Origin of the sequence: Microbacterium hydrocarbonoxydans (assembly GCF_900105205.1) — a bacterium.
Lineage (GTDB): Bacteria > Actinomycetota > Actinomycetes > Actinomycetales > Microbacteriaceae > Microbacterium > Microbacterium hydrocarbonoxydans.
In genome coordinates, this window is the sequence record NZ_FNSQ01000005.1 from 3,355,574 (window position 1) to 3,377,734 (window position 22,161).

Sequence of the window (22,161 nt, forward strand, 5' to 3'; positions counted from 1 at the left end):
CGGTCGTGCCGTCGCAGGCGGTCGGTGAAGGTGTCGTCGGTCACGCGTCAAGGGTAGGGAGGGTCGCCGACACTGCGCGTCTCGGCACGGTCGAGTCAGCGGCGCAACTTCCGGAGGGCTGACCCCTTGTGCGCGGCCTCGTCGCCACTCTTCTCGGACTTCACGATGTACGCGGGCTCATCCTCGGATGCAGTGAAGCTCTGCCCGGCGAACCGGAAGTCCTTCGTGCGCTTCTCCTGCACCGTGCCCCTGGTCCGCCCCTGCGGGGTGTTCCAGCTCACACGGTCGCCTTCTGACAGCTCCGTCGCCATGTCTCCTCCACTCGATCGGGTCCAGCGTCGTCGATGACGGGTGAAAGGTGGCGGGCCTTGACACGGGCGGATGGGGGTGTGGGGGATGCTCCCGGCGATCGACACGGACGCTCACGAGGACCCGCGATAATGGGCGGGTGAGCACACCTTCCGAAAACAACGCGCAGACCATCCCCGGCTGGCGCCACATCTACTCGGGCAAGGTCCGCGACCTCTACGCCTCGGATGACGCCGACGACACCCGCATCCTCGTGGTCGCCTCCGACCGCGTGAGCGCGTTCGATTTCGTGCTCTCCCCCGGCATCCCCGACAAGGGTGCGCTGCTCACCCGCCTCAGCCGCTGGTGGTTCAGCCAACTCGGCGATGTCCCCAACCACCTCGCTGACGGAGAGCTGCCGGTGAGCGTCGCCGACCGCGCGATGCTCGCGCAGTCGCTCGACATGCTGCCGATCGAATGCGTCGTGCGCGGCTACATCACCGGATCCGGATGGGCGGAGTACACCGAGAGCGGCACCGTCTGCGGCATCCCGCTGCCTGCCGGATTGCAGAACGGCGACCGCCTGCCCGAACCGCTGTTCACCCCGGCCTACAAGGCGCCGATGGGCGAGCACGACGAGAACATCACCTTCGAACAGACCGTCGAGCTCGTCGGCGCCGAGCGCGCGGCCGAGCTCCGCGACGCCTCCCTCTCGCTCTACACACGCGCCGCCGCGATCGCCGAGGAGAAGGGCCTGATCCTCGCCGACACGAAGTTCGAGTTCGGGACGGATGCCGACGGCATCCTGCACCTGGCCGACGAGGTGCTCACCAGCGACTCCTCGCGGTACTGGGATGCCGAGGACTGGCGTACCGGTTCGACGCCGAGCGAGCGCATGGCGAGCTTCGACAAGCAGATCGTCCGCGACTGGCTGGCCGCGAACTGGGACAAGCAGGGCGAGCCGCCCGCATTGCCCGAGGATGTCGTCGAGCGGACCGCTGCCCGGTACCGCGAGCTGATCGAGCGCCTCGGGGCCTGACCAGCGCGATTCGTCACCCTGACTGGAGGAGAACTCCCTGTCGGGCGGAGTGAACCTCGGGTTTCGTCCGCCCAAAGCGGCGAAGTCCGCCCCGGAGGGCGACGCCCCGGAGCACCCAGGCAACACTCAGGAATCGGTAGTGTTGCTCCAGCACTCCCACTCCCCCGATCCTGAGGAGCCCGCATGCCCCTGTGGAAGACCCACGGCGACGGTCGGACCGTCGCACCCGGCGCCGTCGTCGCGCCCGACGAGCGCCTGAACTGGCCGGCCACGATCGCGATCGGCGCGCAGCACGTCGTCGCGATGTTCGGAGCCACGTTCCTGGTGCCGACGCTGACCGGCTTCCCGGTCTCGACCACGCTGCTGTTCAGCGGCCTCGGCACGCTGATCTTCCTGCTGATCACGAAGAACCAGCTGCCCAGCTACCTCGGGTCGTCGTTCGCGTTCATCGCTCCCATCACCGCCGCCGTCGCGGCGGGCGGCACCGGTTCGGCCCTGGCCGGAGTCGTCGCGGTGGGCCTCCTGCTCACCGTCGTCGGCCTGGTCGTGCAGTTCGCCGGCCTCCGCTGGGTCGACGCGCTGATGCCCCCGGTGGTCGCGGGCGCGATCGTCGCGCTGATCGGCTTCAACCTGGCCCCCACCGCCTGGAACAACTTCAAGATCGACCCGGTGACGGCGACCATCACGCTCGTCGCGATCATCCTGTTCGCGGTCCTGTTCCGCGGATTCCTCGGACGCATCTCGATCTTCCTCGGCGTCGCGGTGGGCTTCATCTACGCCGCGTTCACCGGCTCGTTCGACGTGCCCAACGCCCTGCGCGGAGGCAAGACTCCCGCTGAGCTCATCGCCGACGCCCCCTGGGTCGGACTGCCGACGTTCCAGCTTCCCGACTTCATCGCCCCCGGCACCTGGTCGACCATCGCGATGTTCCTGCCGGTCGTGCTGGTGCTCGTCGCCGAGAACGTCGGCCACGTGCGCGGCGTCGCGACGATGACCGAGGACCCGGCCATCAACAAGCACACCGGGCGCGCGCTCATCGCGGACGGTGTCGCCACGACGATCGCGGGTGGCTTCGGCGGCTCGGGCACGACGACCTACGGCGAGAACATCGGCGTCATGGCCGCCACCCGCGTCTACTCGACCGCGGTCTACTGGGTGGCCGGACTCTTCGCGATCCTGCTGGCCTTCTCGCCCAAGGTCGGCGAGGTCTTCAACTCGATCCCCGCCGGCGTGCTGGGCGGCGCGACCACCGCGCTCTACGGCCTGATCGGCATCATCGGCATCAAGATCTGGGTCGACAGCAAGGTCGACTTCTCCCGTCCGGTGAACCAGTACACCGCAGCCGTCTCACTCGTGATCGGCATCGCCGGCTTCTCGATGCAGCTCGGCGACTTCTCGTTCGGCGGCATCGTGCTCGGCACGGTCGCAGCTCTCCTGATCTACCACCTGGGCAACCTCATCGCCCGGGCGCGCAAGACCGGCGCCGACGACCCTCGCCCGCTCGAGCCCGTGGGACCGCTGGGCGGCGACCCGGCGTAGAGACCGACGCCAGCCGTGCACAACTCAGCATGGACTCACCCGATCTCGGCCGCAGGGGCAGCCTGCGCCTGATCTGTCCGGTTCGTGCTGAGTTGTGCACCGCGCCGCGGGCTGACCGCGCGGCGCTGACCGCCTCGCGCCGCGACGGTGACGGCCTTCAGACGATGACGGCGAGCACCCCGTCGGCCGCGATCGTGGCCGAGAGCTCGGCCCGGTGTGACAGGATGCCGGCGCGGTGAGCTGTGACCGTCGTCTCCATCTTCATCGCGTCGAGCGCGGCGACCGGATCGCCCTCCGCCACGCTCGCCCCGTCGTCGACCAGCCACCGCACGATCGTCCCCGGGGTCGGAGAGCGCAGCTCGGTCGGGTCGGACACGGATGCCGCGGCACCGCCCTCCGCCAGCCCGCCGAGTCCCGCGAGCAGGGCCATCGGCAGTCCGAGCACGACCCGACGCCCGTCGATCTCGACCGGGAAGCGCTGCAGCGCCGCATCCGGTGCGGGGGCGGGCCGCAGCTGCGGTTCCAGCCGAGGCAGCAGGGTGCTCTCGATCCACTGCGTGTGCACCGCGAAGGTCTCGGTGGCGAACGCCTCGTCGTCGAGTGCGAGCAGGTCGAACGGGATGACGGTGGCCGGGCCCCCGACGGAGAGCTCGCGCAGCGCTCGCCGCGCCCGCACGAGCGCCGCGTCACGATCGTCCGCGCGCACGATGAGCTTCGCGATCATCGAGTCGAAGGCCGGCTGCACGACGTCGCCAGCCTCGATGCCGCTGTCCCAGCGCACGCCTGGTCCGCCGGGGATCCGCAGCGCGTCGACGCGGCCCGGACTCGGCAGGAAGCCGCGGCCCGGATCCTCCGCGTTGAGACGGAACTCGAACGCGTGCCCCTTCGGGGCCGGAGTCGCCGAGAACGAGATCCCCTCCCCGAACGCGATGCGGAACTGCTCGCGCACGAGATCGATGCCGGTGACCTCCTCCGTCACGGGATGCTCCACCTGCAGCCGGGTGTTCACCTCGAGGAAGGAGATCGTCCCGTCGGCCGCGAGGAGGAACTCCACCGTGCCCGCCCCGCGATACTGCACCTCGGCGCAGATCGCCCTGGCCGCATCATGGAAGCGCGTGCGCTGATCGCCTGTGAGTCCCGGCGCCGGCGCCTCCTCGATGAGCTTCTGGTTGCGTCGCTGCATCGAGCAGTCGCGGTCTCCGACGACCACGATGCCGCCCTGACCGTCGCCCAGCACCTGCACCTCGATGTGGCGCGGGCTCTCGAGGAACCGCTCGACGAAGCACTCGCCCCGGCCGAAGGCGGCGATGGCCTCGCGGGTCGCGGCGTCGAACGCATCCGCGACCTCGGAGAGCGCTCGCACGACCTTCAGGCCTCGACCGCCTCCGCCGAACGCGGCCTTGATGGCGATCGGGAGCCCGTGCTCCTCCGCGAACGCGACGGCCTCCTCGGGGCCGCTCAGCGGCTCGTCCGTACCGGCGGCCAAGGGCGCTCCCACGCGCTGCGCGATGCGGCGGGCGGTCATCTTGTCGCCCAGCGCGTCGATGCTGTCGGGCGACGGGCCGATCCAGATGAGACCGGCGGCCTCGACGGCACGCGCGAACTCGGCGCTCTCCGAGAGGAATCCGTAGCCGGGGTGCACGGCATCCGCTCCGCTCGTCCGAGCCGCTTCGAGTAGCGCGTCGATCGAGAGGTATGTCGTCGCAGCCGTGTCGCCGCCGAGCCCCACGGCCTGATCCGCGAGCCTTACATGCAATGCATCGGCATCCTGGTCGGCGTAGACCGCGACCGAGGTGTACCCGGCTTCCGCGCAGGCGCGGATGACGCGCACGGCGATCTCCCCGCGATTGGCGATCAGCACCGTGGTCATGAGGTCTCCTTGATGGTGAAGCGGATGCGCGCGCCCGGCGGCAGCTGGCCCGCGAGGTCGAGACTGCGATCCGTGAGGGCGCCGATGATCGGGTATCCGCCGGTGAGGGGGTGGTCGGGGAGAAACAGCACGGGCTGGCCGTCCGGAGGCACCTGGATGGCGCCCGTGACCGCGCCCTCGCTCGGCAGTTCTCCGCTGATCGACCGCTCCAGAGGCACGTCGCCTTCGAGTCGGATGCCGACCCGATCGGAGCGGGGCGTCACCGTCCAGTCCTGAGAGGTGAGGGTGTCGAGCGCCGTCGCCGTGAACCAGTCGTCACGGGGGCCGAGCGTGAGCTCGAGGTCGACGAGATCGCCGGGCTCCGGGAGGGTGCGCGGAGACACCTCGGGCTCGACCGGATGCGGCGCGACGTTCCCCACTCGGAGCACGTCGCCGGTCGCCAGCGGCGCAGGTCCCAGCCCGGCGAGGGTGTCGCTCGCACGGCTGTCGAGCGCCGATTCCGTCGCCACGCCGCCTCGGACGGCGATGACGTAGCGCAGCCCGCTGACCGGATGCGCGAGAGTGAGTTCGTCGCCGTCCACCGTCGCGAAGGGCGCGCCGTGCGCGATGCGCCGACTGACGCCGTCGGCGTCGACCAGGTCGAGAGAGCCGACAGCGCCCGTGACGGCGGCGACCCCGGCTCCGCGGAAGCGCAGCACCGCACCGCCGACGCTCTCGAGCACGGCCGCGCCCGTCGCGTTGCCCACGGCGCGGTTCGCGTCGCGCATGGCCCGTCGATCGGCCGCCCCGGACGCCGAGACGCCGAGCGCCGCGAAGCCCGGCCGACCGGCATCCTGCACCAGCAACTGCATCGACGGACGCACGACCTCGATCGCAGCCTCAGCGGCAGTCGAAGAACCCGGGTCCGTCGCGCTCGCGCCGGCGTGCCGCTCGGTGACGCGCCGTGCGTCGGCGCGGTCATCTGCGCTCTCCGCCATCACGGCCTGCGCCCGCACCTGCTCGAACCGGACCGTCGTGCCGGGCGACAGCAGCGCCGGCGGGTCACGGTCGATGTCCCACATCAGAGCATCCGTGCGTCCGATGAGCTGCCATCCACCCGGGCTCTCGCGCGGATACACGCCGGTGAAAGGACCGGCGAGCGCGACGGATCCGGCCGGCACGCGCGTGCGGGGCGACGAGCGGCGGGGCACGTCGAACAGCGGATCGCTGCTCACCACATAGCCGAATCCCGGGGCGAAGCCCGAGAAGGCGACCTTCCAGTCCGCCGCGAGGTGGCGGCTGACGAGCTCGTCCGCAGAAACCCCGAGCAAGGATGCCGCCTCGTCGAGGTCCTCGCCGTCGTACCGCACCGGCACGGTGACCTCGCCGGTGGCCGGCAGCTGCGCGGCGTCGATCTCGGTCGCGGCGAGCGCGTGGGCCAGCTCGGCCGCCGACACCACCAGGGGATCGAAGCGCACGAGCACGGTGCGGGCGCCGGGAATCCGCTCGACCACGCCGCGCACGCCGTCCCAGGCGAGGTTCAGACGCATCGCCTCGTCGAGGTCGGCCGCCTCGACGAGAAGTGCGCGGTCGGATGCCGTGAGGATGCGCATCAGACGAGGTACTCCGCATCCGGCACATCGGTGATGAACATGTACCCGGGAGCGTGCGTGATGGCGAACGGCGGCCTCGACGCCATGATCGCGGCCTGCGGGGTGACGCCGCACGCCCAGAACACCGGCACCTCACCCTCGCGCACCTCTGGAGCATCGCCGAAATCGGGACGAGCCAGGTCGGCGATACCGAGGGAGGCAGGATCGCCGATGTGCACCGGGGCGCCGTGCACGGCGGGGGTGCGCCCCGAGATCTGCACGGCATCCGCCACCCGGTCCGCCGGGATCGGCCGCATGGACACGACCATCTCGCCGCTCAGGCGGCCGGCCGGAGTGCAGGCCACGGCGGTGCGGTACATCGGCACATTGCGACCGAGCTCCTGGTGGCGGATCGGGATGCCGGCCTGCACGAGTCCGGATTCGAAGGTGAAGCTGCATCCGATGAGGAAGGAGACGAGGTCCGGATGCACCGCCCATGCCGCCGTCGCGTCGGAGACCTCCTCGACCAGTTCGCCGTCGCGCCAGATGCGGTACCGGCCGATGTCGGTGCGGATATCGCTGCCCGGCGCGAGCGCCGACTCCACCTGACCCTGCTCGATGACCTCGAGCACGGGGCACGGCTTCGGGTTGCGCTGCGCGAAGAGCAGGGTCTCGAAGGCCCAGTCCGCCGGCACCGAGATGAGGTTCGCCTGCGTCAGCCCGGCGGCGACACCGCTGGTCGGCTCGGCGTGCCCCGCCCGGATGGCGGCACGGGCCGCACGCGAGGCGGCCAGCTGGTCGGGGGTGGCGAGCACGGTCATGTCAGACTCCCGCGAACGGCGCGATCGTGATGCCGGCTTCCTGCAGCAGCCGCTTCGTCTCCGCCGCCATCGCGACGGATCCGGGGCTGTCTCCGTGCACGCAGATCGACTGCGCGCTGACGGGCACGTCGGTGCCGTCGATCGCCTGGATCACGCCGTCTGCGGCGAGGCGCACCATGCGCTCGGCGACGGCGGTCGGGTCGTGCAGCACCGACCCCGGCTCGGTGCGCGAGACGAGCTGGCCGTCGGGCTGATACGCGCGATCGGCGAAGGCCTCCGCCGCGGTCTGGAGCCCGGCGCGCTCGGCGACGGCGAGCACGACGCCTCCGGCCAGGCCCAGGAGCACCAGGTTCGGATCGATCGCGCGGATCGCCGCCACGACATCCTTCGACTGCCGCTCGTCGCGCGCGATGGTGTTGTAGAGCGCCCCATGCGGCTTGACGTACGAGACCGTGCCCCCGACGGCCGCGGCGAGACCCATCAGCGCTCCGAGCTGGTACTCGACGTGCGCCTGCAGAGTGGCCGAGTCGATGTCGACCTTCGTACGACCGAAGTTCTCGTAGTCGCGGTAGCCGGGGTGCGCGCCGATCACGACGCCTCCGGCCACGGCGCTGGCGAGCGTCGAGCGGATGCCCTCCGGACTCCCCGCGTGGAACCCGCATGCCACATTCGCGCTCGTCACGAGACGGAGCATGCTCTCGTCGTCGCTGACGATGCGGTCGGGGACGTTCTCGCCGAGATCGGAGTTCAGATCGATCGATGTCATGGGGTCACGCTCCGATTCCGAGGAAGGCGAAGATGGGGCCGACCGAGACGATCCCCATGTACCAGGTCAGCAGCGTCACGAGCGTACCGGCGATGAGCAGCACCAGCGGGTACTTCTTCGTGCCGAGCAGGTCGCGACGGAACCAGCCGATGTACATGAAGACCGTGAGGCCGATCGGAAGGATGAGTCCGTTGAATCCGCCGACGAAGACGAGGATGGCGGCCGGTGCGGTGCCGATCGACAGGTAGACGATCAGCGACACGACGATGAAGGCGACGGTGGCGAGCTGCAGAGGCCATCCGCCCCGGAGCTTCTTCGTGAAGGTCGAGAGGAAGGTCGCCGAGGTGTAGGCGGCACCGATGACGGAGCTGATCGCCGCGGCCCAGAAGATCGCGCCGAAGATGCGCAGCCCCGCGTCGCCGAGGACGGCGCCGAAGGCCTGCCCTGCGGGGTTCGCTGCCTGGCTCGACAGGTCGAGCGAGACTCCGGAGGCGACCACGCCGAGGATCGCCAGGAACAGCACGTACCGCATCACACCCGTGACGAGGATGCCGTTCGCCGCGGCGCGCATCACGGGACCGGCCTGCTCGGGACCGGTGTGACCGGAGTCGAGGTACCGGTGGGCGCCGGAGTAGGTGATGTATCCGCCGACCGTTCCGCCGACGATCGTGGTGATGGTGGCGAAGTTGAGCTCGTCGGGCACGAAGGTCTGTCGCAGCGCTTCGCCGATCGGCGGCTGCGCGATCACCGCGACGACCACGGTCATCACGATCATGCCGACACCGAGCACGACGAGCACGATGTCCATGACCGGCCCGGCCTTCTTGATGAGGAAGATGATGATCGCGAGGCCCGCGGTGAGCGCACCGCCGAGCTTGGGGTCGATGCCGAGCAGCGCGTTCATCCCCAGTCCGCCACCGGCGATGTTGCCGATATTGAAGGCCAGACCGCCGATGACGACGAGCACGGCGATGACGTGGCCGGAGAACGGGATGGCCCTGTTCGCGAGTTCCCCGGCGCGCATGCCGGAGGAGGTGATCATCCGCCACACGTTCAGCTGCACGGCGATGTCGACGAGGATCGAGACGAGGATCGCGAAGGCGAACGCCGCCCCCATCGTCGCGGTGAAGGTGGCGGTCTGGGTGATGAATCCGGGGCCGATGGCGCTGGTAGCCATCAGGAAGATGGCGCCGATCACGGCGCTGCGGCCGGCGCGTCTCTTCGCGGCGGAGAGCCGGACTTCGTCTTCGGCGGACAGCGGGGCTGCGGTGTTCTCTGACATTGCGGGGGATTTCCCATCGTCGTTGGTGGGTGTCGAGTGACCCCCAGTGTAGAACGGAATGAGCAACATTGTTCAACAACTTTGTTTCCGCTGTGCTACGGAGACGTTGCTTTCACATGTTCGGAACGCCCGATCCTCGAACGATCCGCCGCTCCGCGACCTACGATGAAGGCATGAACCAGCAGGGCATGCTCGCCGACGCGCTCCGTCAGCAGATCATCGACGGCGCCTTCGCCCCCGGTTCGCGACTGTCGGAATCCGCGATCGCCGAGCACTTCGGCGTCGCCAGGAACACGCTGCGCGAGGCGTTCCGGGCCCTCTCCGAGCAGGGGCTTCTCGAGCACATCCCGCACCGCGGCGTCTCGGTCGCCTCCCCGTCGATCGCCGACGTCATCGACATCTACCGCGCGAGGCGGATCATCGAATGCACCGCGCTCCTGCAGTCGGAGCCGGAGCACCCTGCCGTCCAGCGCATGCAGGAGGCGGTCCTCGCCGCAGAGGCCGCCGCTCGGGATGCACTCCTCGACGACACCGAGACGTGGCGCGCGGTCGGCAGCGCCAACATGGCGTTCCACGTCGCCCTGGTCGACCTCGCCGATAGTCCTCGGCTCGCGCGCACGTATCGCGACCTGGCGGCGGAGCTGAGACTCGCCTTCCTGAAGATCGACGACCCTCGATCGCTGCACGAGCCGTTCGTCCGCAAGAACCGCGCCGTGCTCGACACCTTCCTCGCCCGCGGTGCACAGGCGGGTGCCGCAGAGCTCGAGCGCTACCTCGTGCAGTCGGAGCGCGTCGTGCTCGGGGCTTTCGCCCGGATGCAGCTGGGCTGAGCCCGCCGACCGACCGCAGGCGCGGGAGGCATCCTCACTCCTCGGGGCGCAGCGCCCCCATCGCACGGAGGCGGACGTCCGCGGCGCGAGGCGCCAGGGGCAGCGGCAGATCGTTCTCGGGCTCCGGCAGCCCGTAGAGCCGATGCATCCAGCGGCGAGCGTCCTCGAGGGGGAAGGTGCCGCCGTAGACGGCGAACTTCATGAAGATCCCCTCCAGGGTGCTGCGCAGCATGATCTCCTCGAGCGCCGGGTCGGCGGCGCCTCGCGCTGCGAACACGGCACGCACCCGGTCCTCCGCGATCCTCGCCTGCTCGCCGTGGCGCTCCTCGGACTCCGCGAACAGCCGGTGCGTCTTCGGCTGCTGCTGCAGTGAGAAGACCGCGCGCTGCACGGGCAGGGCGTACCCGGTCGCGAGCAGCGCTCCGTCGATGATGCCGGCGAGGCGCTCATCGGCCGAACCCTCGGCCTCGGGGATGCCGAACAGCGTCTCGAACCACCGATCGACGACGGCCGAGACGAGGTGATCCTTGCCCCCGAAGTGGTAGCTGACCAGGCCCTGGGCGACGCCTGCACGCTGCGTGATCGCCGCGATGCTCGCCCCGGAGACGCCGTGCTCCGCGAACAGCGCGGTGGCAGCGTCGAGGATGGCCTCCCTCGATCGCTCGCGGGCGGTCCGGTTCTGATCGTCTGAACGTGCCATGGTGTGTCCGCTCCCCAGCATTGGACGACTTCGGTTTCCGCCCGGGACGCTATATATTACTGACTGAACGGCTATTCAAGCTATGAGCGGCCTCCGCGCCACAGCCCCGGGAGAGTGATGAGCCCCACGCGATGGTTCGCCCGGTCTCACGGGTTGACGCCGTCCGAGCAGTTCTCCGACTCGGACCTCGACGCGAACGCGCTCGCCCTCGGCCTGATGCAGATCCGCACCCTCCCCTCCGGCGCCTGGAACGATCCGACCGCCCCGTACCTCAGCAGCAGCGGACTCGAGGTGCTGGTGGATCAGTGGGGCGTCGGCACGCGCGGCGAGTGGTTGAACATGATCGACTTCCTCGCCACCGCTCGTCGGCGGCGGCACGCCCGGGAGCAGCACCTGGGAGTGCGAAATCACCTCGCCACCACCTCGGGGCGGACACCGACGGCGAGGGAATGGCTCGCCGCGATCGCCGCAGACGGAGGGGACGCGCGGGATGCCGGCCCGTTCGTCGCCGGCATCGAGCGGGTCGAGCACGAGGTGCGCGCTCACGTCGGCGCGGATGTCGTCACGCCGGAGCTGTTCGTGCGCACGCTCGATGCCTACGCACTCGGACAGGCGGTCGCGATGGCGACCTGGGGCGTCGCTCTCGGATATGCCGATGTCGGGGAGGCCCGACTGATCATCCATCGCGTCAACGGCGACGCCAGACGGTCCTTCGTGTCCTGGGCGGACTTCGGCCTCAGCTACCTCACCGGGCGGGTCATGCACTGGAGCGACGGCGACGTCGATGACACGGCCTTCGACAGGTTCGGCGACGGGTGGGAGACCTTCCGGGCAGCGACCCGCCGAGGAGCCCCCTGGGCGGCCCTGCCCTGGCATGTTCCCACCGAGGCCAGATCCTCCTCGCGGATGAGGTGAGCACAGACCCGTCGATGCGGGCCGACCCGGAGGGGGCGTCAGGTCCGCATCGACGTCCTCCCTGCGGCTGCCTTCTGCGGCTGCGTTCTGCGACTACGACGAGGCGCGCACCACGAGCTCGGTCGGCAGGATCGTCGTGTGCGCGGGGTCGCGACCGGCCAGGCGCGACAGCAGCACGGCCGCCATCGCCTCGCCCTGTGCGTACATGGGCTGGCGCATCGTGGTCAGCGGCGGATCGGTGCTCACCGCCACGGACGAATCGTCGAAGCCGACGAGCGCGACGTCTTCGGGCACCCGGATGCCGGCGGCACGCAGAGCCGTCAGAGCGCCACGAGCCATCAGGTCGCTCGCCACGAAGATCGCGTCGGGGCGACCGGCCGCGAGGATGCGGCGCGCGGCATCCGCTCCGCTCGTCTCGCTGTAGTCGCCCGCCTCCTCGGCGAAGGGCGAGAGCCCAGCCTCGGCGAGCGCCCCACGGAAGCCCTGCACTCGGTCGACGGACGAGACCATGGTCATCGGCCCCGAGATCGTCGCGATCCGCGTGCGGCCCGTCTCGATGAGATGGGCGGTGGCTGCTCGGGCGCCGGCGACATTGTCGACGTCGACTACGTAGTCGCCCTCGCGGATCCGCACCGGACGACCACCCCAGACGACCGGCACGGCGTCGGCGACGCGGTCGATGAACGCATCGCTCGTGTGGTGGGAGACGATGAGCGCGCCGTCGACCCCGCCGTTGCGCACGAAGCTCGTCATCTTGTCGCCGGGGTCGTCGCTCGCGATGAGCAGGTTCAGCAGGTAGTCGGAGCCGCGCAGAGCGCCGGTGATGCCCGCGACGATCGCCGCGAAGAACGGGTCGCCGAAGAAACGCGTCGTGTCCTCGGGGACGATCAGCGCGATCGCGTGCGTCTGCCTCGAAGCGAGGGAGCGCGCTGCGCGGTTGGGGACGTAGCTGAGCTCCTCGATCGCGCGCTTGACGGCGACGAGAGCCTCGGGGCTCACGGCCGTCGAGCCGTTCACGACGCGCGACACCGTCGACCGCGATACCCCGGCAGCGGATGCCACCTCTTCGATGGTCGCTCGTGACGACACGACTCTCCCTCCGTCCGGCAGCGACGCCGGATGCGCCCCGTGCCGCCGACCGGCGTCAGAGAGCCCGGGCGGCGATGATGCGAGCGTACTCCCGACCGGAGTCCTTGAGGCTCCGCTCCTGCGTGTCGTAGTCGACGCGGACGATGCCGAACCGCTTGTCATAGCCCCACGCCCACTCGAAGTTGTCGAACATCGACCAGTAGAAGTAGCCGCGCACGTCGACCCCGGCATCCGCGGCATCCAGCACCGCTCCGAGGTGCAGGCGCAGGAACTCGGTGCGGTCCTCGTCGTGCACCCGCGTCTCGCCGTCCTCGATCACGGCGACGTCGTCGTAGGCTGCGCCGTTCTCGGTCATGTAGAGCACGGTCCCTGCGGGCTCGGCGTAGTCGGTCCACACGCGCTGCAGCAGACGGGTGAGGCCCTCGGGCTGCACCTCCCAGTTCTGGGCGGTGCGAGGCAGGCCGCGCTCGACCGCGTGGATGCCGTCGCTCGAGGGGTAGGGACTGCGCCCCGGCCTGCTGGTCGCCGGGCCGCCGCTGACCGGCGCCACCTCGGGAGCAGCCCCCGCGACGAGGTCGCCGTGGTAGTAGTTGACGCCCTGCGTGTCGATGCGCTGCGAGATCACGTCGAGGTCGCCGTCGTGCACGGCCTCCGCGAATCGCGCCACGGCGCCGGCATCCACCGCTCTGATGTCCCTGATGATGTCGTCGGGGTACACGCCTCGGTAGATCGGGTCGAGGAACCAGCGGTTGAACTGTCCGTCGACGCGGCGAGCAGCGTCGACGTCGGCCGGGTTGTCGGGATCGGCGGGGTCTGCGACCGTGTGGTTCAGCGTGATGCCGAGGTTGAGGCTCTCATCGCGCCCCCGGAGCTCGCGGACGGTCTCGCCGTGGGCGAGCAGCAGGTGGTGCGCCGACAGAAGTCCTTCGGCGACGCTCGTGTGACCTGGCGCGTGCTCCCCGCCTGTATAGGAGAGGAACGACGAGCACCACGGCTCGTTCAGGGTCGTCCACACGTTCACGCGGTCGCCCAGAGCGTCGTGCATCGTGCCGGCGTACTCGAGGAAGCGTCCGACGGTGTCACGGTTGGTCCACCCGCCGGTCTCCTGCAGCGCCTGCGGCATGTCCCAGTGATACAGCGTCAGCCAGGGCAGGATGTCGTTCGCGAGCAGCTCGTCGACCAGGCGCTCGTAGAAGTCCACGCCCTTCGCGTTCACCGCGCCGCCGTCGGGCCGGACGCGCGACCACGAGGTCGAGAAGCGGTACGTCTGCAGCCCGAGCTCCTTCATGAGGGCGACGTCCTGCGGGTAGCGGTGGTAGTGGTCGCACGCGACGTCGCCGTTGTCTCCCCCGATCACTGCGCCGGGCTCGCGGCTGAAGGCGTCCCAGATCGAGGCCGTGCGTCCGTCTTCGAAGGCCGCCCCCTCGATCTGATACGCCGCTGTCGCGGCTCCGAACAGGAAGTTCTCGGGGAAGGCGCGGGTCATAGAGGTCATCCTTTCACCGCGCCCGCCATGATGCCACTGACCAGCTGCCGGCCCGCCACGACGAACAGGACGAGCAGCGGAAGGGTCGCGAGCACCGCGCCGGCGAGCACGATGGAGTAGTCGATGTAGTAGCCGGACTGCAACTGGCTGAGCGCCGTCTGCAGCGTCGGGTTCTGCGGGGAGAGCACGATCAGGGGCCAGAGGTAGTCGGTCCACGCCGTCATGAAGGTGAAGAGGCCGAGGATCGCCATGGCAGGACGAGCGGCCGGGATGCCGACGGTGAGGAACGTGCGGAACTGGTTGGCTCCGTCCATCCGCGCCGCCTCGATCAGCTCGTCGGGGATCACGTCGACCAGGTACTGCCGCATGAAGAAGACGCCGAAGGCCGTCACCAGTGTCGGCACGATGACCGCACCGATCGATCCGGTCCAGCCGAGCTCGCGCATCAGCATGAACAGCGGGATGATGCCCAGCTGGGTCGGGATCGCCATCGTCGCGATCACGAAGATCATCAGTCCATCACGACCCTTGAAGCGCAGCTTGGCGAACGCGTAGCCGGCGAGGGTCGAGAACGTCACCACCGACACCGTGATGATCCCGGAGATGAGGAACGAGTTTCCCAGAGCGAGCCAGAACGGGATCGCGTCGAACACCTTGGCGGCGTTGGCGAAGAAGTTCCCGCCGGGGAACAGGGGCAGGGTCTCGCCCCTCGTCGCGTTCGTGCCGCTCGCCACGACGACCGACCACCACAGCGGGTAGACGCTGCCGATGATGAACGCGGCCAGCAGGCCGTAGGTGAGGAAGCCGGGGCGGCTGCCGATGCCGGCGTTGCCGCCGACGGCCGCGCGGCGCTTCCGGATCTTCTCGGGGACGCTCAGCGCCTGGGTGGCGGTCATCGCGCGTTCTCCTCGGTCGTGGTGGCGATCGTCCTGCCGGCGGCTGACGTGTCGGTGGCGCTGCCGGTGGTGGCGCTGCCGGTGGTGGCGCTGCGCGCACGTCGGCGCGCAGCGCGGCTCTTCGGAGCATCCCCTGTCGAGATGCGCTGCGAGATGAGGAAGTTGATCAGCCCGATCCCGACGATCAGCACGAACAGCAGGATCGCGACGGCGGATGCCTGGCCGAGATCGCGGCGGAAGAATGCGAGGTCCCACAGGAACAGCACCGTCGTCTGGAACTGCCTGTCGCTGCCGCCGATGCCGCCGGCGGAAGACACGTCGAACAGGCGTGGCTCGGCGAAGATCTGCAGACCGCCGATGGTGGCGGTGATGATCACGAAGATGAGCGTCGGTCGGATCGTCGGGATCGTGATCGAGAAGAAGCGACGGGCGGCTCCCGCCCCGTCGAGGGCGGCCGATTCATAGAGGTCGCGCGGCACGGCCTGCATGGCGGCGAGCAGGATCAGGGCGTTGTACCCGGTCCAGCGGAAGTTCACCATCACGGCGATCGCGATGTGCGACAGGGCGGTGTCCTCCTTCCACTGCTGGTCGGCGATGCCGACGAGGTTGAGGAGATTGTTGGCGAGGCCGTCAGCCTCGTTGAAGATGCTCGAGAAGATGATGGCGATCGCGACGGGGGTCACCACGAACGGGATCAGCACACTCATCCGCCAGAACGTGGGAGCGCGAAGGCCTCTGTCGAGGAGGTAGGCGATGAAGAGGGCGACGGCCAGCTGCGGCACCGCGGACAGCAGGAAGATGCTCAGCGTGTTGAAGATCGAGTTCCAGAACATCGAATCGGCCAGGATCGCGGCGAAGTTCCCGAGACCGATGAACTCGCCTTCGCCTCTGAGCAGATCCCATTCGTGGACGGCCACCCAGACGGTGTAGATCAGGGGGAAGAGACCGAACAACCCGAACAGCAGGAAGAAGGGCGAGATGTAGAAGTACGGAGAAGCGTTCTGGTCGAACCGCGAGAGGCGGTGCCGCCAGGGACGCCGCGATGCGGCATCCGCTGTCGCGGTCTTCGCGCGCTTCGACGACGCCACCGTCGTCTCCGAGCGCTCATGGGTGAGGGTCATGGCTCTTCCTTGGTCCTGGTCCGGGGCGTCTGAGGTGCTCCGGTCGCAATCCGTGTCGCCCGCCCGTGAGGGCGACGCGGCACGAACTGCGACCGGAGCGGATGCGGTGGCTGGTTCAGTCGACCAGCTTGTTCAGGAGCGCGATCGCGGCGTCCCAGGCGCCCTGAGTGTCGGTCTCGCCTCGGTCCAACCCGCTGAGGGCGGGGCCGAAGACGTTCTCCTGGATGATGGAGTCGTCTGCGCCCTTGAACTGCGCGACGACGCCCTTGGCCCGCTCCGCGAGGATGGCACCCGTGGGCGCACCGTTGAAGAACTCATTCGGCGTCGCGTCGGCCGCGAGGGTCTCCTGCGCCTTGATCGTCGAGGGGAAGTTGCCAGCCGCGGCGGACTGCTTCACCTGCTGCTCAGGCTGCGTCAGCCAGTCGGCGAGGTCGGCCGCAGCCTCCTGGTGCTGCGAGGACTCCGAGATCGACAGCCACGCGCCGCCCCAGTTGGCCTGGCCACCGGGGAAGACGTCGGCGAAGTCCCACCCGGTCGACGCGTCGCCGCCACCGGCCTCGACCTGACCCTGAACGATGCCGAGCATCCATCCGGGGCAGACGAAGGTGGCGAAGGATCCGTCGACGAACGACTTGCCGCCGTTCCAGTCCCATGCCTTCTGTGCGGCCGACTGACCGCCCTCGGTCGCAGCCCCGAGCATCTCGAAGCGCTCCTTGAGCTCGTCGTTGCCCTCGACGTTGAGCTCGCCGTCAGCGGTGTAGTAGCCCTCGTCGAGCTGGTTGACCATGGCGTTCCAGACGAAACCGGAGTGGTCGTACCAGGCCTTGCCGGTCTTGTCGGTGTACTCCTGGCCCACGGCGAAGTAGTTCTCCCAGTCGCCGTTCAGCAGTTCTGCGACGGACTCGCGGTCGCTCGGCATCCCGGCGGCCTCGAATGCGGCGCCGTTGTAGCAGATGCCGCTGGGGCCGATGTCGGTGCCGTAGCCGATGACGCGCCCGTCAGGGTCGGTGACCTGGTCGTACTTCCATTCGAGCCAGTCGCCCTTGCGGTCCTCGATGCCGTGGTCGCGCAGGTCGATGAAGGTGTCTGGCGCGTCCGCCATGATCGCTCCGAGCCAGCCCTCCTCGATGGCGACGATGTCGCTGAGGCCGGAGCCTGCGCCGATCTTGGTGAAGACGTCGGTGCGCGCGTTGCCACCGGTGTCGATGTTGGTCGCCTCGATCGTGACGTTCGGGTGCGCCTTCTCGTACTCCTTGTAGAGGTCTTCGTATCCGAAGGTGCCGAACGTGGTGATCGTCAGGGTCACCTTCTCGTCGCTGGCGGCGCCGTCGCCGCTCTCAGGGCCGGAAGCTGCGCAGCCGGCGAGAGCCAGGGCGGAGACGGATGCCGCGGCTGCTGCCGTGAGGATCCGCTTGCGGGCACGTGTGTTCACAGTTCACTCCTTTGTGGTGGGTCGTGCGGTGGTGGTGCGGGTGGTGCTCGGGGTCGTGCGTGGTGACTCCTGTGGTGATTCCCCGGTGGTTCCCTCGTGGAACCCGGTGAATCTTCATGGGAGCGCTCCCACGCACTGTTGAGTGACTCTATGGGAGCGCTCCCACGGTGTCAAGCCCGAGACTTGGCGTGCATACCTCAGCACGAGAACGCTCGATACGGCCGCTCGGCCCCGATTTCAGCGATTCCCGCCTGATTCTGCTGAGTTGTGAACGCGGCGTACCCTTGACCGGTGCCCGACACCGAACTCTCCCCCGCTCTCGTCCGCGCCGCATCGCTGATCCGCAGCATCCCGGACTATCCGGAACCGGGCATCGTCTTCCGCGACATCACGCCCCTCCTCGCCGACGCCGAGGCGCTGCAGGCCACCACCGAGGCGATCATCGCTCCGTTCGCCGGCCAGTTCGACGTGGTCGCCGGAATCGAGGCGCGCGGGTTCATCCTCGCCGGGACTGCGGCGATCGCCGCCGGGGTCGGACTCATCCCGATCCGCAAGGCCGGCAAGCTGCCCCGACCCGCAGCATCCGTCGACTACGCCCTCGAATACGGCACAGCCACGATCGAGATGCACGACGACCTTCCCGCCGGATCCCGGGTCCTGCTGATCGACGACGTCCTCGCCACGGGCGGCACGTTGGCAGCCGGGCGCGAGCTGGTCGAGCGCCTCGGCAGCCACGTCATCGGCATCTCGGTGCTGTTCGAGATCGACGGCCTCGGCGGCCGCGATGCGATCGGCGACCTGCACACGGTCTTCCACGCCTGAGGCCCGAACCACCGCGTCGTCCGACTCACGCGAGCCGGTAGACTGGACACGCCCGTCCGCCCGCGACTTCCGGAGCCGTTCATGCCCACCATCGTCGTCGACGTCATGCCCAAGCCCGAACTGCTCGACCCGCAGGGGAAGGCTGTGTCCGGCGCATTCACCCGTCTCGGCGTCGAGGGATTCTCCGATGTGCGCATCGGCAAGCGTTTCGAACTCACGGTCGACGGCGAGGTCACCGACGAGGTGCTCGCCGAGGCCCGTCGCATCGCCGACGAGGTGCTCTCCAACTCCGTGATCGAGGATGTCGTCGGCATCGAGGTCGCCGAGTGACCGTGCGCATCGGCGTCGTCACCTTCCCCGGCTCGCTCGACGACCGCGACGCCCAGCGCGCCGTGCGCATCGCCGGTGCCGAGCCGGTCGCGCTGTGGCACGGTTCGCACGACCTCGAGGGCGTCGACGCCCTCGTGCTCCCCGGCGGCTTCAGCTACGGCGACTACCTGCGCGCCGGCGCGATCGCCGCACTCTCGCCGATCATGAGCGAGGTCAAGGATGCCGCAGCCAAGGGCATGCCGATCCTCGGGATCTGCAACGGCTTCCAGATGCTGGTCGAAGCGCACCTGCTGCCCGGCGGATTGATCCGCAACGACCACCAGCACTTCGTCCGTCGCGACCAGAAGCTCACGGTCGAGAACTCCGACACGGCCTGGACGAACCGGTTCCGCACCGGCCAGGAGATCACGATCCCTCTCAAGAACGCCGACGGCGGGTACATCGCCGACGAGGAGACGCTCGACCGCCTCGAGGGCGAGGGGCTCGTGGCATTCCGCTACGCAGGCGTCAACCCCAACGGCTCGCTGCGCGACATCGCCGGACTCACGAACGAGGCCGGCAACGTCGTGGGGCTGATGCCGCATCCGGAGCACGCGACCGAGGCCGGGTTCGGTCCGGACACGACCGTCGCAATGCGGTCGGGCGTCGACGGGCTGGACTTCTTCACGAGTGCGATCGCCGCAGTAGCGCGCGTCGCGGCGTAAGCGCCGCACGCGCTCGTGTGCGCGGCTGGCGTGTGCGCGGCTGGCGGGGTCAAAAGAGCATCCGAAACGGGCCTGCCGCGTGCGTAACTGACCCCGCACGGCCTGCGAGGTGCACTATCGACCCCGCACCGATGAGCCACCCCGCGCCCGTGGCGGCGACGGTACGTGCCCGCGGGCGTGGCCAGGCGTGGTCAAAAACGCATCCAAAACGGGCGCTTCCGATGCGTTACTGACCACGCACCGCGCCCATGATGCGTTACTGACCACGCACCGCGCACACGGCGGAGCTCACGGCGGCAGAGGTTTCGGCGCCCGGTCAGTCGGCGGGCAGCTGGAACGGGTTGTCCCCCGCGGCGGCGAGCAGGTACCAGGCGGTCGCACCGGTGTGCAGGCTCGCGTAGTAGAGGTCTCCGAACCCCGAGTCCAGGCCGTCCGTCGATGTCGCGACGATTCCCTTGCCGTCGCCGTTCGCGGCATCGCGCTGACCGAGGCGGATGCTGCTCAGCAGCGCCTCGGCGCGGTCGGCGTCACCGGGCGCATCCCGCAGTCGGAGCGCCAGCGCCAGGTGACCGCTGCCCTCGAACCAGACCTTGGACACATCGGTGTCGCTGATCGACGGCCCCTGATACGGACCGTCCGTCGCGATCAGGTTGTCGAGCGTCCAGTCCAACGACGTGTCGTACCGGGGGTCGCCCGTGGCGAGCGAACTCCATGTCTGCGCATCGAGGGGGATCGGTCGCGTGTTGACCGTCGAGCCGTCGAGCAGCGTTCCGGTGTCGACATGGCCGTCTGCGCTCTGCATCGCCGCGACGAAGCCGCTCGCGACAGCCGCGCGCTCGCCCCACACCGGGTCGCCGGTCAGTTCCGCGAGCTGGGTGAAGAATCCGGCGAGGTCGCTGTTGTGCTCGGTGGACTTCCACTCCAGCGACGAGCCGTTCTCGAGCTGTCCACCCGTGTACCCGAAGGGCGCGCGCACCATGTCCGCCGTGTTCGTCTGGATCCACTGCGCGAGCTGCAGCGCGCCGTCGAGGTACTTCTGTTCCCCGGTCGCGTGGAAGAGCCGCGCGAGAGCCATGCCAACCCAGGCCTGGTTGCCGGTGAACGTGCCGGGGCCGGTGATCTCGACACGTCCCTGACGGATGCCGTGCGGCTCGTACGACGTCCGGACGCGCCCATCGCCGATCGGGTCGTTCTCCTGCACGAACAGGAGAGTGTCGCCGACAGCCTGTGCGCGGCGGATGTCGTCGGGCAGCCCGCGGGCGGTGTACGCGATCACCACGAGGGCGTCGTCGTAGACGAACGAGGGGGTGAAGTCCCAGGTCGGCAGGTCGGTGAAGAAGCCGCCCTCGTAGCTGCGCGGCAGGCAGTGCCCCGCACCGTCGCAGAACTGGTCGACGCGGGCATCGAGGAACTCGTACGCCAGCGAGACGGAGAGCGTCGGATCGGGGGCTGCGCCGTCGGCCGTCGGGTCGTCGGTCGAGGCATCACCGGAGGCCGCGGTCGCCGCCCCCGCGAACAGCGCGGCCGCGACGAGCGCAGCGGCGACGACCCACGGAGCTGAGCGGCGCGACGGACCCGACATGAAGACCCCCTCGGTCTGAACCGCGATCCGAGCGCGCGGCTCGCGGGCGACCAGCAGGTCACAACCGAAATGCTGGCATACCAGGAAGTACGGGCGGAAGTGGCAAAGGTCTACATCTTCGTCGTGCGCGCGCATGCCCTGTCACGCCCCGCGAGTAACATGCGAGCCATGCCCATCACCCTGGAGAACGTCGGCATCGCCGTCCGCGACCTGGAGGCCACGATCGCCTTCTTCACCGACCTCGGGCTCAGCGTGCTCGGTCGCGACGAAGTCAGCGGCGAATGGGCCGACACGGCGGTCGGCCTCGACGGCAACCATGCGAAGATCGCCGTCCTGCAGACACCGGACGGCCACGGGCAGATCGAGCTGTTCGAGTACATCCATCCGGATGCGATCGAGACCGAGCCCACCCTGCCGAATGAGATCGGGATGCATCGGATCGCGTTCGCGGTCGACGACATCGACGAGTCCCTCGCGATCGCGGCTCGGCACGGATGCCACCCGTTGCGCGGCGTCGCCGACTATCAGGGCGTGTACAAGCTGACCTATCTGCGCGGTCCGAGCGGGATCCTGGTGATGCTCGCGCAGGACCTCACGAAGACGACGTCGGGTTAGCCCAGCGCCGGGGGCCACACCCCGATGATCAGCGACATCACCACGATGGTGACGAGCTCATGGGCGATGTTCATCGTCGTCAACGCCGTCGGGCGCCCCTCGAACGCGTCGTGCGTGATGAACCGGGCCGCGGTGAATCCCGCCCACAGCAGGACGCCGGTGACGACCGCCGCCCAGAAGAACGATCCGTCATAGAAGTGCCAGGCGATGGCGGATGCTCCGGCCAGCACCCACGCCGTCGCGAAGCTGACGAACACCGTGGTGATGATCGCCATCGTGGCGCTCGAACCCGACCGATCCATGTCGACGTTCGCGAGCTTCGACCAGCGCGTGCCGAACACCTTCGGCGCGTACCAGATCGAGCCGACGATCATGCTCGAGGCCGTGGCCAGCAGCACCGCCCAGTAGTTGATCTCGGGAACCATGACAGCCTCCAGTCGTCGGATGCCCGAAGCATACTCCC

22 protein-coding genes are annotated in these 22,161 nt (G+C 69.1%); 8 read left to right on the forward strand and 14 right to left on the reverse strand.

Annotated elements, in window-relative coordinates:
• Window positions 1-95: 95 nt before the first annotated feature.
• Window positions 96-311, reverse strand: a complete 216-nt coding sequence (locus tag BLW44_RS16335) for a hypervirulence associated TUDOR domain-containing protein (protein ID WP_060927063.1) — start codon at window positions 309-311, stop codon at window positions 96-98.
• A gap of 137 nt (window positions 312-448) precedes the next feature.
• On the opposite strand from BLW44_RS16335, the gene BLW44_RS16340 reads away from it, so the two are divergent.
• Window positions 449-1,327, forward strand: a complete 879-nt coding sequence (locus BLW44_RS16340) for a phosphoribosylaminoimidazolesuccinocarboxamide synthase (RefSeq protein ID WP_060927062.1) — start codon at window positions 449-451, stop codon at window positions 1,325-1,327.
• A 183-nt stretch (window positions 1,328-1,510) separates the two neighbouring features.
• Window positions 1,511-2,866: a uracil-xanthine permease family protein gene (locus BLW44_RS16345; RefSeq protein WP_060927061.1), complete on the forward strand. Its 1,356-nt coding sequence runs from the start codon at window positions 1,511-1,513 to the stop codon at window positions 2,864-2,866.
• A gap of 157 nt (window positions 2,867-3,023) precedes the next feature.
• Here the strand turns inward: BLW44_RS16345 and BLW44_RS16350 are convergent, their stop codons facing one another.
• The 5 genes from BLW44_RS16350 to BLW44_RS16370 are packed head-to-tail and all read right to left on the reverse strand — an operon-like array spanning window position 3,024 to window position 9,176.
• The gene (locus tag BLW44_RS16350; RefSeq protein WP_060927060.1) at window positions 3,024-4,736 is read right to left on the reverse strand and encodes an acetyl/propionyl/methylcrotonyl-CoA carboxylase subunit alpha; all 1,713 of its coding nucleotides are present in this window, start codon (window positions 4,734-4,736) and stop codon (window positions 3,024-3,026) included.
• Window positions 4,733-6,328, reverse strand: a complete 1,596-nt coding sequence (locus tag BLW44_RS16355; RefSeq protein ID WP_074731927.1) for a 5-oxoprolinase subunit B/C family protein — start codon at window positions 6,326-6,328, stop codon at window positions 4,733-4,735. Before BLW44_RS16355 ends, BLW44_RS16350 begins: the two co-directional genes overlap by 4 nt.
• On the reverse strand, window positions 6,328-7,128 hold the full coding sequence (locus BLW44_RS16360) for a putative hydro-lyase (protein ID WP_060927602.1): 801 nt from the start codon (window positions 7,126-7,128) through the stop codon (window positions 6,328-6,330). The genes BLW44_RS16355 and BLW44_RS16360 overlap by 1 nt, the downstream gene beginning before the upstream one ends.
• Before the next feature lies 1 nt (window position 7,129).
• Window positions 7,130-7,894, reverse strand: a complete 765-nt coding sequence (locus BLW44_RS16365) for a LamB/YcsF family protein (protein ID WP_060927603.1) — start codon at window positions 7,892-7,894, stop codon at window positions 7,130-7,132.
• A 4-nt stretch (window positions 7,895-7,898) separates the two neighbouring features.
• On the reverse strand, window positions 7,899-9,176 hold the full coding sequence (locus tag BLW44_RS16370) for an NRAMP family divalent metal transporter (protein WP_060927604.1): 1,278 nt from the start codon (window positions 9,174-9,176) through the stop codon (window positions 7,899-7,901).
• A 173-nt stretch (window positions 9,177-9,349) separates the two neighbouring features.
• On the opposite strand from BLW44_RS16370, the gene BLW44_RS16375 reads away from it, so the two are divergent.
• Window positions 9,350-10,006, forward strand: coding sequence for a GntR family transcriptional regulator (locus BLW44_RS16375; RefSeq protein ID WP_060927642.1), 657 nt, complete (start codon window positions 9,350-9,352; stop codon window positions 10,004-10,006).
• Window positions 10,007-10,040: 34 nt separating this feature from the next.
• Here BLW44_RS16375 and BLW44_RS16380 read toward each other — a convergent pair whose 3' ends face one another.
• Window positions 10,041-10,706, reverse strand: coding sequence for a TetR/AcrR family transcriptional regulator (locus tag BLW44_RS16380; protein ID WP_060927605.1), 666 nt, complete (start codon window positions 10,704-10,706; stop codon window positions 10,041-10,043).
• A 117-nt stretch (window positions 10,707-10,823) separates the two neighbouring features.
• Between BLW44_RS16380 and BLW44_RS16385 the strand changes: the two genes are divergently transcribed.
• On the forward strand, window positions 10,824-11,621 hold the full coding sequence (locus BLW44_RS16385) for a DUF1266 domain-containing protein (protein ID WP_082724576.1): 798 nt from the start codon (window positions 10,824-10,826) through the stop codon (window positions 11,619-11,621).
• Between the two features lie 93 nt (window positions 11,622-11,714).
• Here BLW44_RS16385 and BLW44_RS16390 read toward each other — a convergent pair whose 3' ends face one another.
• The 5 genes from BLW44_RS16390 to BLW44_RS16410 all read right to left on the reverse strand — a co-directional run bounded on the left by BLW44_RS16390 (window position 11,715) and on the right by BLW44_RS16410 (window position 17,645).
• A complete protein-coding gene (locus tag BLW44_RS16390; RefSeq protein WP_060927607.1) occupies window positions 11,715-12,710 on the reverse strand; it encodes a LacI family DNA-binding transcriptional regulator in 996 nt (331 codons plus the stop codon).
• 55 nt (window positions 12,711-12,765) lie between these two features.
• Window positions 12,766-14,196, reverse strand: coding sequence for a glycoside hydrolase family 1 protein (locus BLW44_RS16395; protein ID WP_174521369.1), 1,431 nt, complete (start codon window positions 14,194-14,196; stop codon window positions 12,766-12,768).
• A gap of 5 nt (window positions 14,197-14,201) precedes the next feature.
• Complete coding sequence (locus BLW44_RS16400) at window positions 14,202-15,092, reverse strand: carbohydrate ABC transporter permease (protein ID WP_060927609.1); 891 nt, start codon at window positions 15,090-15,092, stop codon at window positions 14,202-14,204.
• Window positions 15,089-16,213, reverse strand: a complete 1,125-nt coding sequence (locus BLW44_RS16405) for a carbohydrate ABC transporter permease (RefSeq protein WP_060927610.1) — start codon at window positions 16,211-16,213, stop codon at window positions 15,089-15,091. Before BLW44_RS16405 ends, BLW44_RS16400 begins: the two co-directional genes overlap by 4 nt.
• A 115-nt stretch (window positions 16,214-16,328) precedes the next feature.
• Window positions 16,329-17,645 carry an ABC transporter substrate-binding protein gene (locus BLW44_RS16410; protein WP_060927611.1) on the reverse strand — a complete coding sequence of 439 codons (1,317 nt, stop codon included), beginning with the start codon at window positions 17,643-17,645 and terminating at the stop codon, window positions 16,329-16,331.
• Between the two features lie 291 nt (window positions 17,646-17,936).
• Between BLW44_RS16410 and BLW44_RS16415 the strand changes: the two genes are divergently transcribed.
• The 3 genes from BLW44_RS16415 to purQ all read left to right on the forward strand — a co-directional run bounded on the left by BLW44_RS16415 (window position 17,937) and on the right by purQ (window position 19,501).
• Window positions 17,937-18,467 carry an adenine phosphoribosyltransferase gene (locus BLW44_RS16415; RefSeq protein ID WP_060927612.1) on the forward strand — a complete coding sequence of 177 codons (531 nt, stop codon included), beginning with the start codon at window positions 17,937-17,939 and terminating at the stop codon, window positions 18,465-18,467.
• Between the two features lie 81 nt (window positions 18,468-18,548).
• Window positions 18,549-18,797, forward strand: a complete 249-nt coding sequence (gene purS, locus BLW44_RS16420; protein ID WP_060927613.1) for a phosphoribosylformylglycinamidine synthase subunit PurS — start codon at window positions 18,549-18,551, stop codon at window positions 18,795-18,797.
• Window positions 18,794-19,501, forward strand: coding sequence for a phosphoribosylformylglycinamidine synthase subunit PurQ (gene purQ, locus BLW44_RS16425; RefSeq protein WP_060927614.1), 708 nt, complete (start codon window positions 18,794-18,796; stop codon window positions 19,499-19,501). Before purS ends, purQ begins: the two co-directional genes overlap by 4 nt.
• A 316-nt stretch (window positions 19,502-19,817) precedes the next feature.
• Here purQ and BLW44_RS16430 read toward each other — a convergent pair whose 3' ends face one another.
• The gene (locus BLW44_RS16430) at window positions 19,818-21,083 is read right to left on the reverse strand and encodes a YyaL domain-containing protein (protein WP_060927615.1); all 1,266 of its coding nucleotides are present in this window, start codon (window positions 21,081-21,083) and stop codon (window positions 19,818-19,820) included.
• A 168-nt stretch (window positions 21,084-21,251) separates the two neighbouring features.
• Here BLW44_RS16430 and BLW44_RS16435 point away from each other — a divergent pair, with 168 nt between their 5' ends.
• Window positions 21,252-21,698: a VOC family protein gene (locus tag BLW44_RS16435; RefSeq protein ID WP_060927643.1), complete on the forward strand. Its 447-nt coding sequence runs from the start codon at window positions 21,252-21,254 to the stop codon at window positions 21,696-21,698.
• Here BLW44_RS16435 and BLW44_RS16440 read toward each other — a convergent pair.
• Window positions 21,695-22,123: a DUF1761 domain-containing protein gene (locus BLW44_RS16440; RefSeq protein ID WP_060927616.1), complete on the reverse strand. Its 429-nt coding sequence runs from the start codon at window positions 22,121-22,123 to the stop codon at window positions 21,695-21,697. The genes BLW44_RS16435 and BLW44_RS16440 overlap by 4 nt on opposite strands.
• Window positions 22,124-22,161: the final 38 nt, after the last annotated feature.

What these genes read in the sequence shown, in the direction of transcription:
- BLW44_RS16335 (WP_060927063.1), bottom strand. Translation starts at nt 311, where the DNA reads ATGGCGACGGAGCTGTCAGAAGGCGACCGTGTGAGCTGGAACACCCCG.
- BLW44_RS16345 (WP_060927061.1), top strand. Translation starts at nt 1,511, where the DNA reads ATGCCCCTGTGGAAGACCCACGGCGACGGTCGGACCGTCGCACCCGGC.
- BLW44_RS16350 (WP_060927060.1), bottom strand. Translation starts at nt 4,736, where the DNA reads ATGACCACGGTGCTGATCGCCAATCGCGGGGAGATCGCCGTGCGCGTC.
- BLW44_RS16355 (WP_074731927.1), bottom strand. Translation starts at nt 6,328, where the DNA reads ATGCGCATCCTCACGGCATCCGACCGCGCACTTCTCGTCGAGGCGGCC.
- BLW44_RS16360 (WP_060927602.1), bottom strand. Translation starts at nt 7,128, where the DNA reads ATGACCGTGCTCGCCACCCCCGACCAGCTGGCCGCCTCGCGTGCGGCC.
- BLW44_RS16365 (WP_060927603.1), bottom strand. Translation starts at nt 7,894, where the DNA reads ATGACATCGATCGATCTGAACTCCGATCTCGGCGAGAACGTCCCCGAC.
- BLW44_RS16370 (WP_060927604.1), bottom strand. Translation starts at nt 9,176, where the DNA reads ATGTCAGAGAACACCGCAGCCCCGCTGTCCGCCGAAGACGAAGTCCGG.
- BLW44_RS16375 (WP_060927642.1), top strand. Translation starts at nt 9,350, where the DNA reads ATGAACCAGCAGGGCATGCTCGCCGACGCGCTCCGTCAGCAGATCATC.
- BLW44_RS16380 (WP_060927605.1), bottom strand. Translation starts at nt 10,706, where the DNA reads ATGGCACGTTCAGACGATCAGAACCGGACCGCCCGCGAGCGATCGAGG.
- BLW44_RS16385 (WP_082724576.1), top strand. Translation starts at nt 10,824, where the DNA reads ATGAGCCCCACGCGATGGTTCGCCCGGTCTCACGGGTTGACGCCGTCC.
- BLW44_RS16395 (WP_174521369.1), bottom strand. Translation starts at nt 14,196, where the DNA reads ATGACCCGCGCCTTCCCCGAGAACTTCCTGTTCGGAGCCGCGACAGCG.
- BLW44_RS16400 (WP_060927609.1), bottom strand. Translation starts at nt 15,092, where the DNA reads ATGACCGCCACCCAGGCGCTGAGCGTCCCCGAGAAGATCCGGAAGCGC.
- BLW44_RS16405 (WP_060927610.1), bottom strand. Translation starts at nt 16,213, where the DNA reads ATGACCCTCACCCATGAGCGCTCGGAGACGACGGTGGCGTCGTCGAAG.
- purS (WP_060927613.1), top strand. Translation starts at nt 18,549, where the DNA reads ATGCCCACCATCGTCGTCGACGTCATGCCCAAGCCCGAACTGCTCGAC.
- BLW44_RS16430 (WP_060927615.1), bottom strand. Translation starts at nt 21,083, where the DNA reads ATGTCGGGTCCGTCGCGCCGCTCAGCTCCGTGGGTCGTCGCCGCTGCG.
- BLW44_RS16435 (WP_060927643.1), top strand. Translation starts at nt 21,252, where the DNA reads ATGCCCATCACCCTGGAGAACGTCGGCATCGCCGTCCGCGACCTGGAG.
- BLW44_RS16440 (WP_060927616.1), bottom strand. Translation starts at nt 22,123, where the DNA reads ATGGTTCCCGAGATCAACTACTGGGCGGTGCTGCTGGCCACGGCCTCG.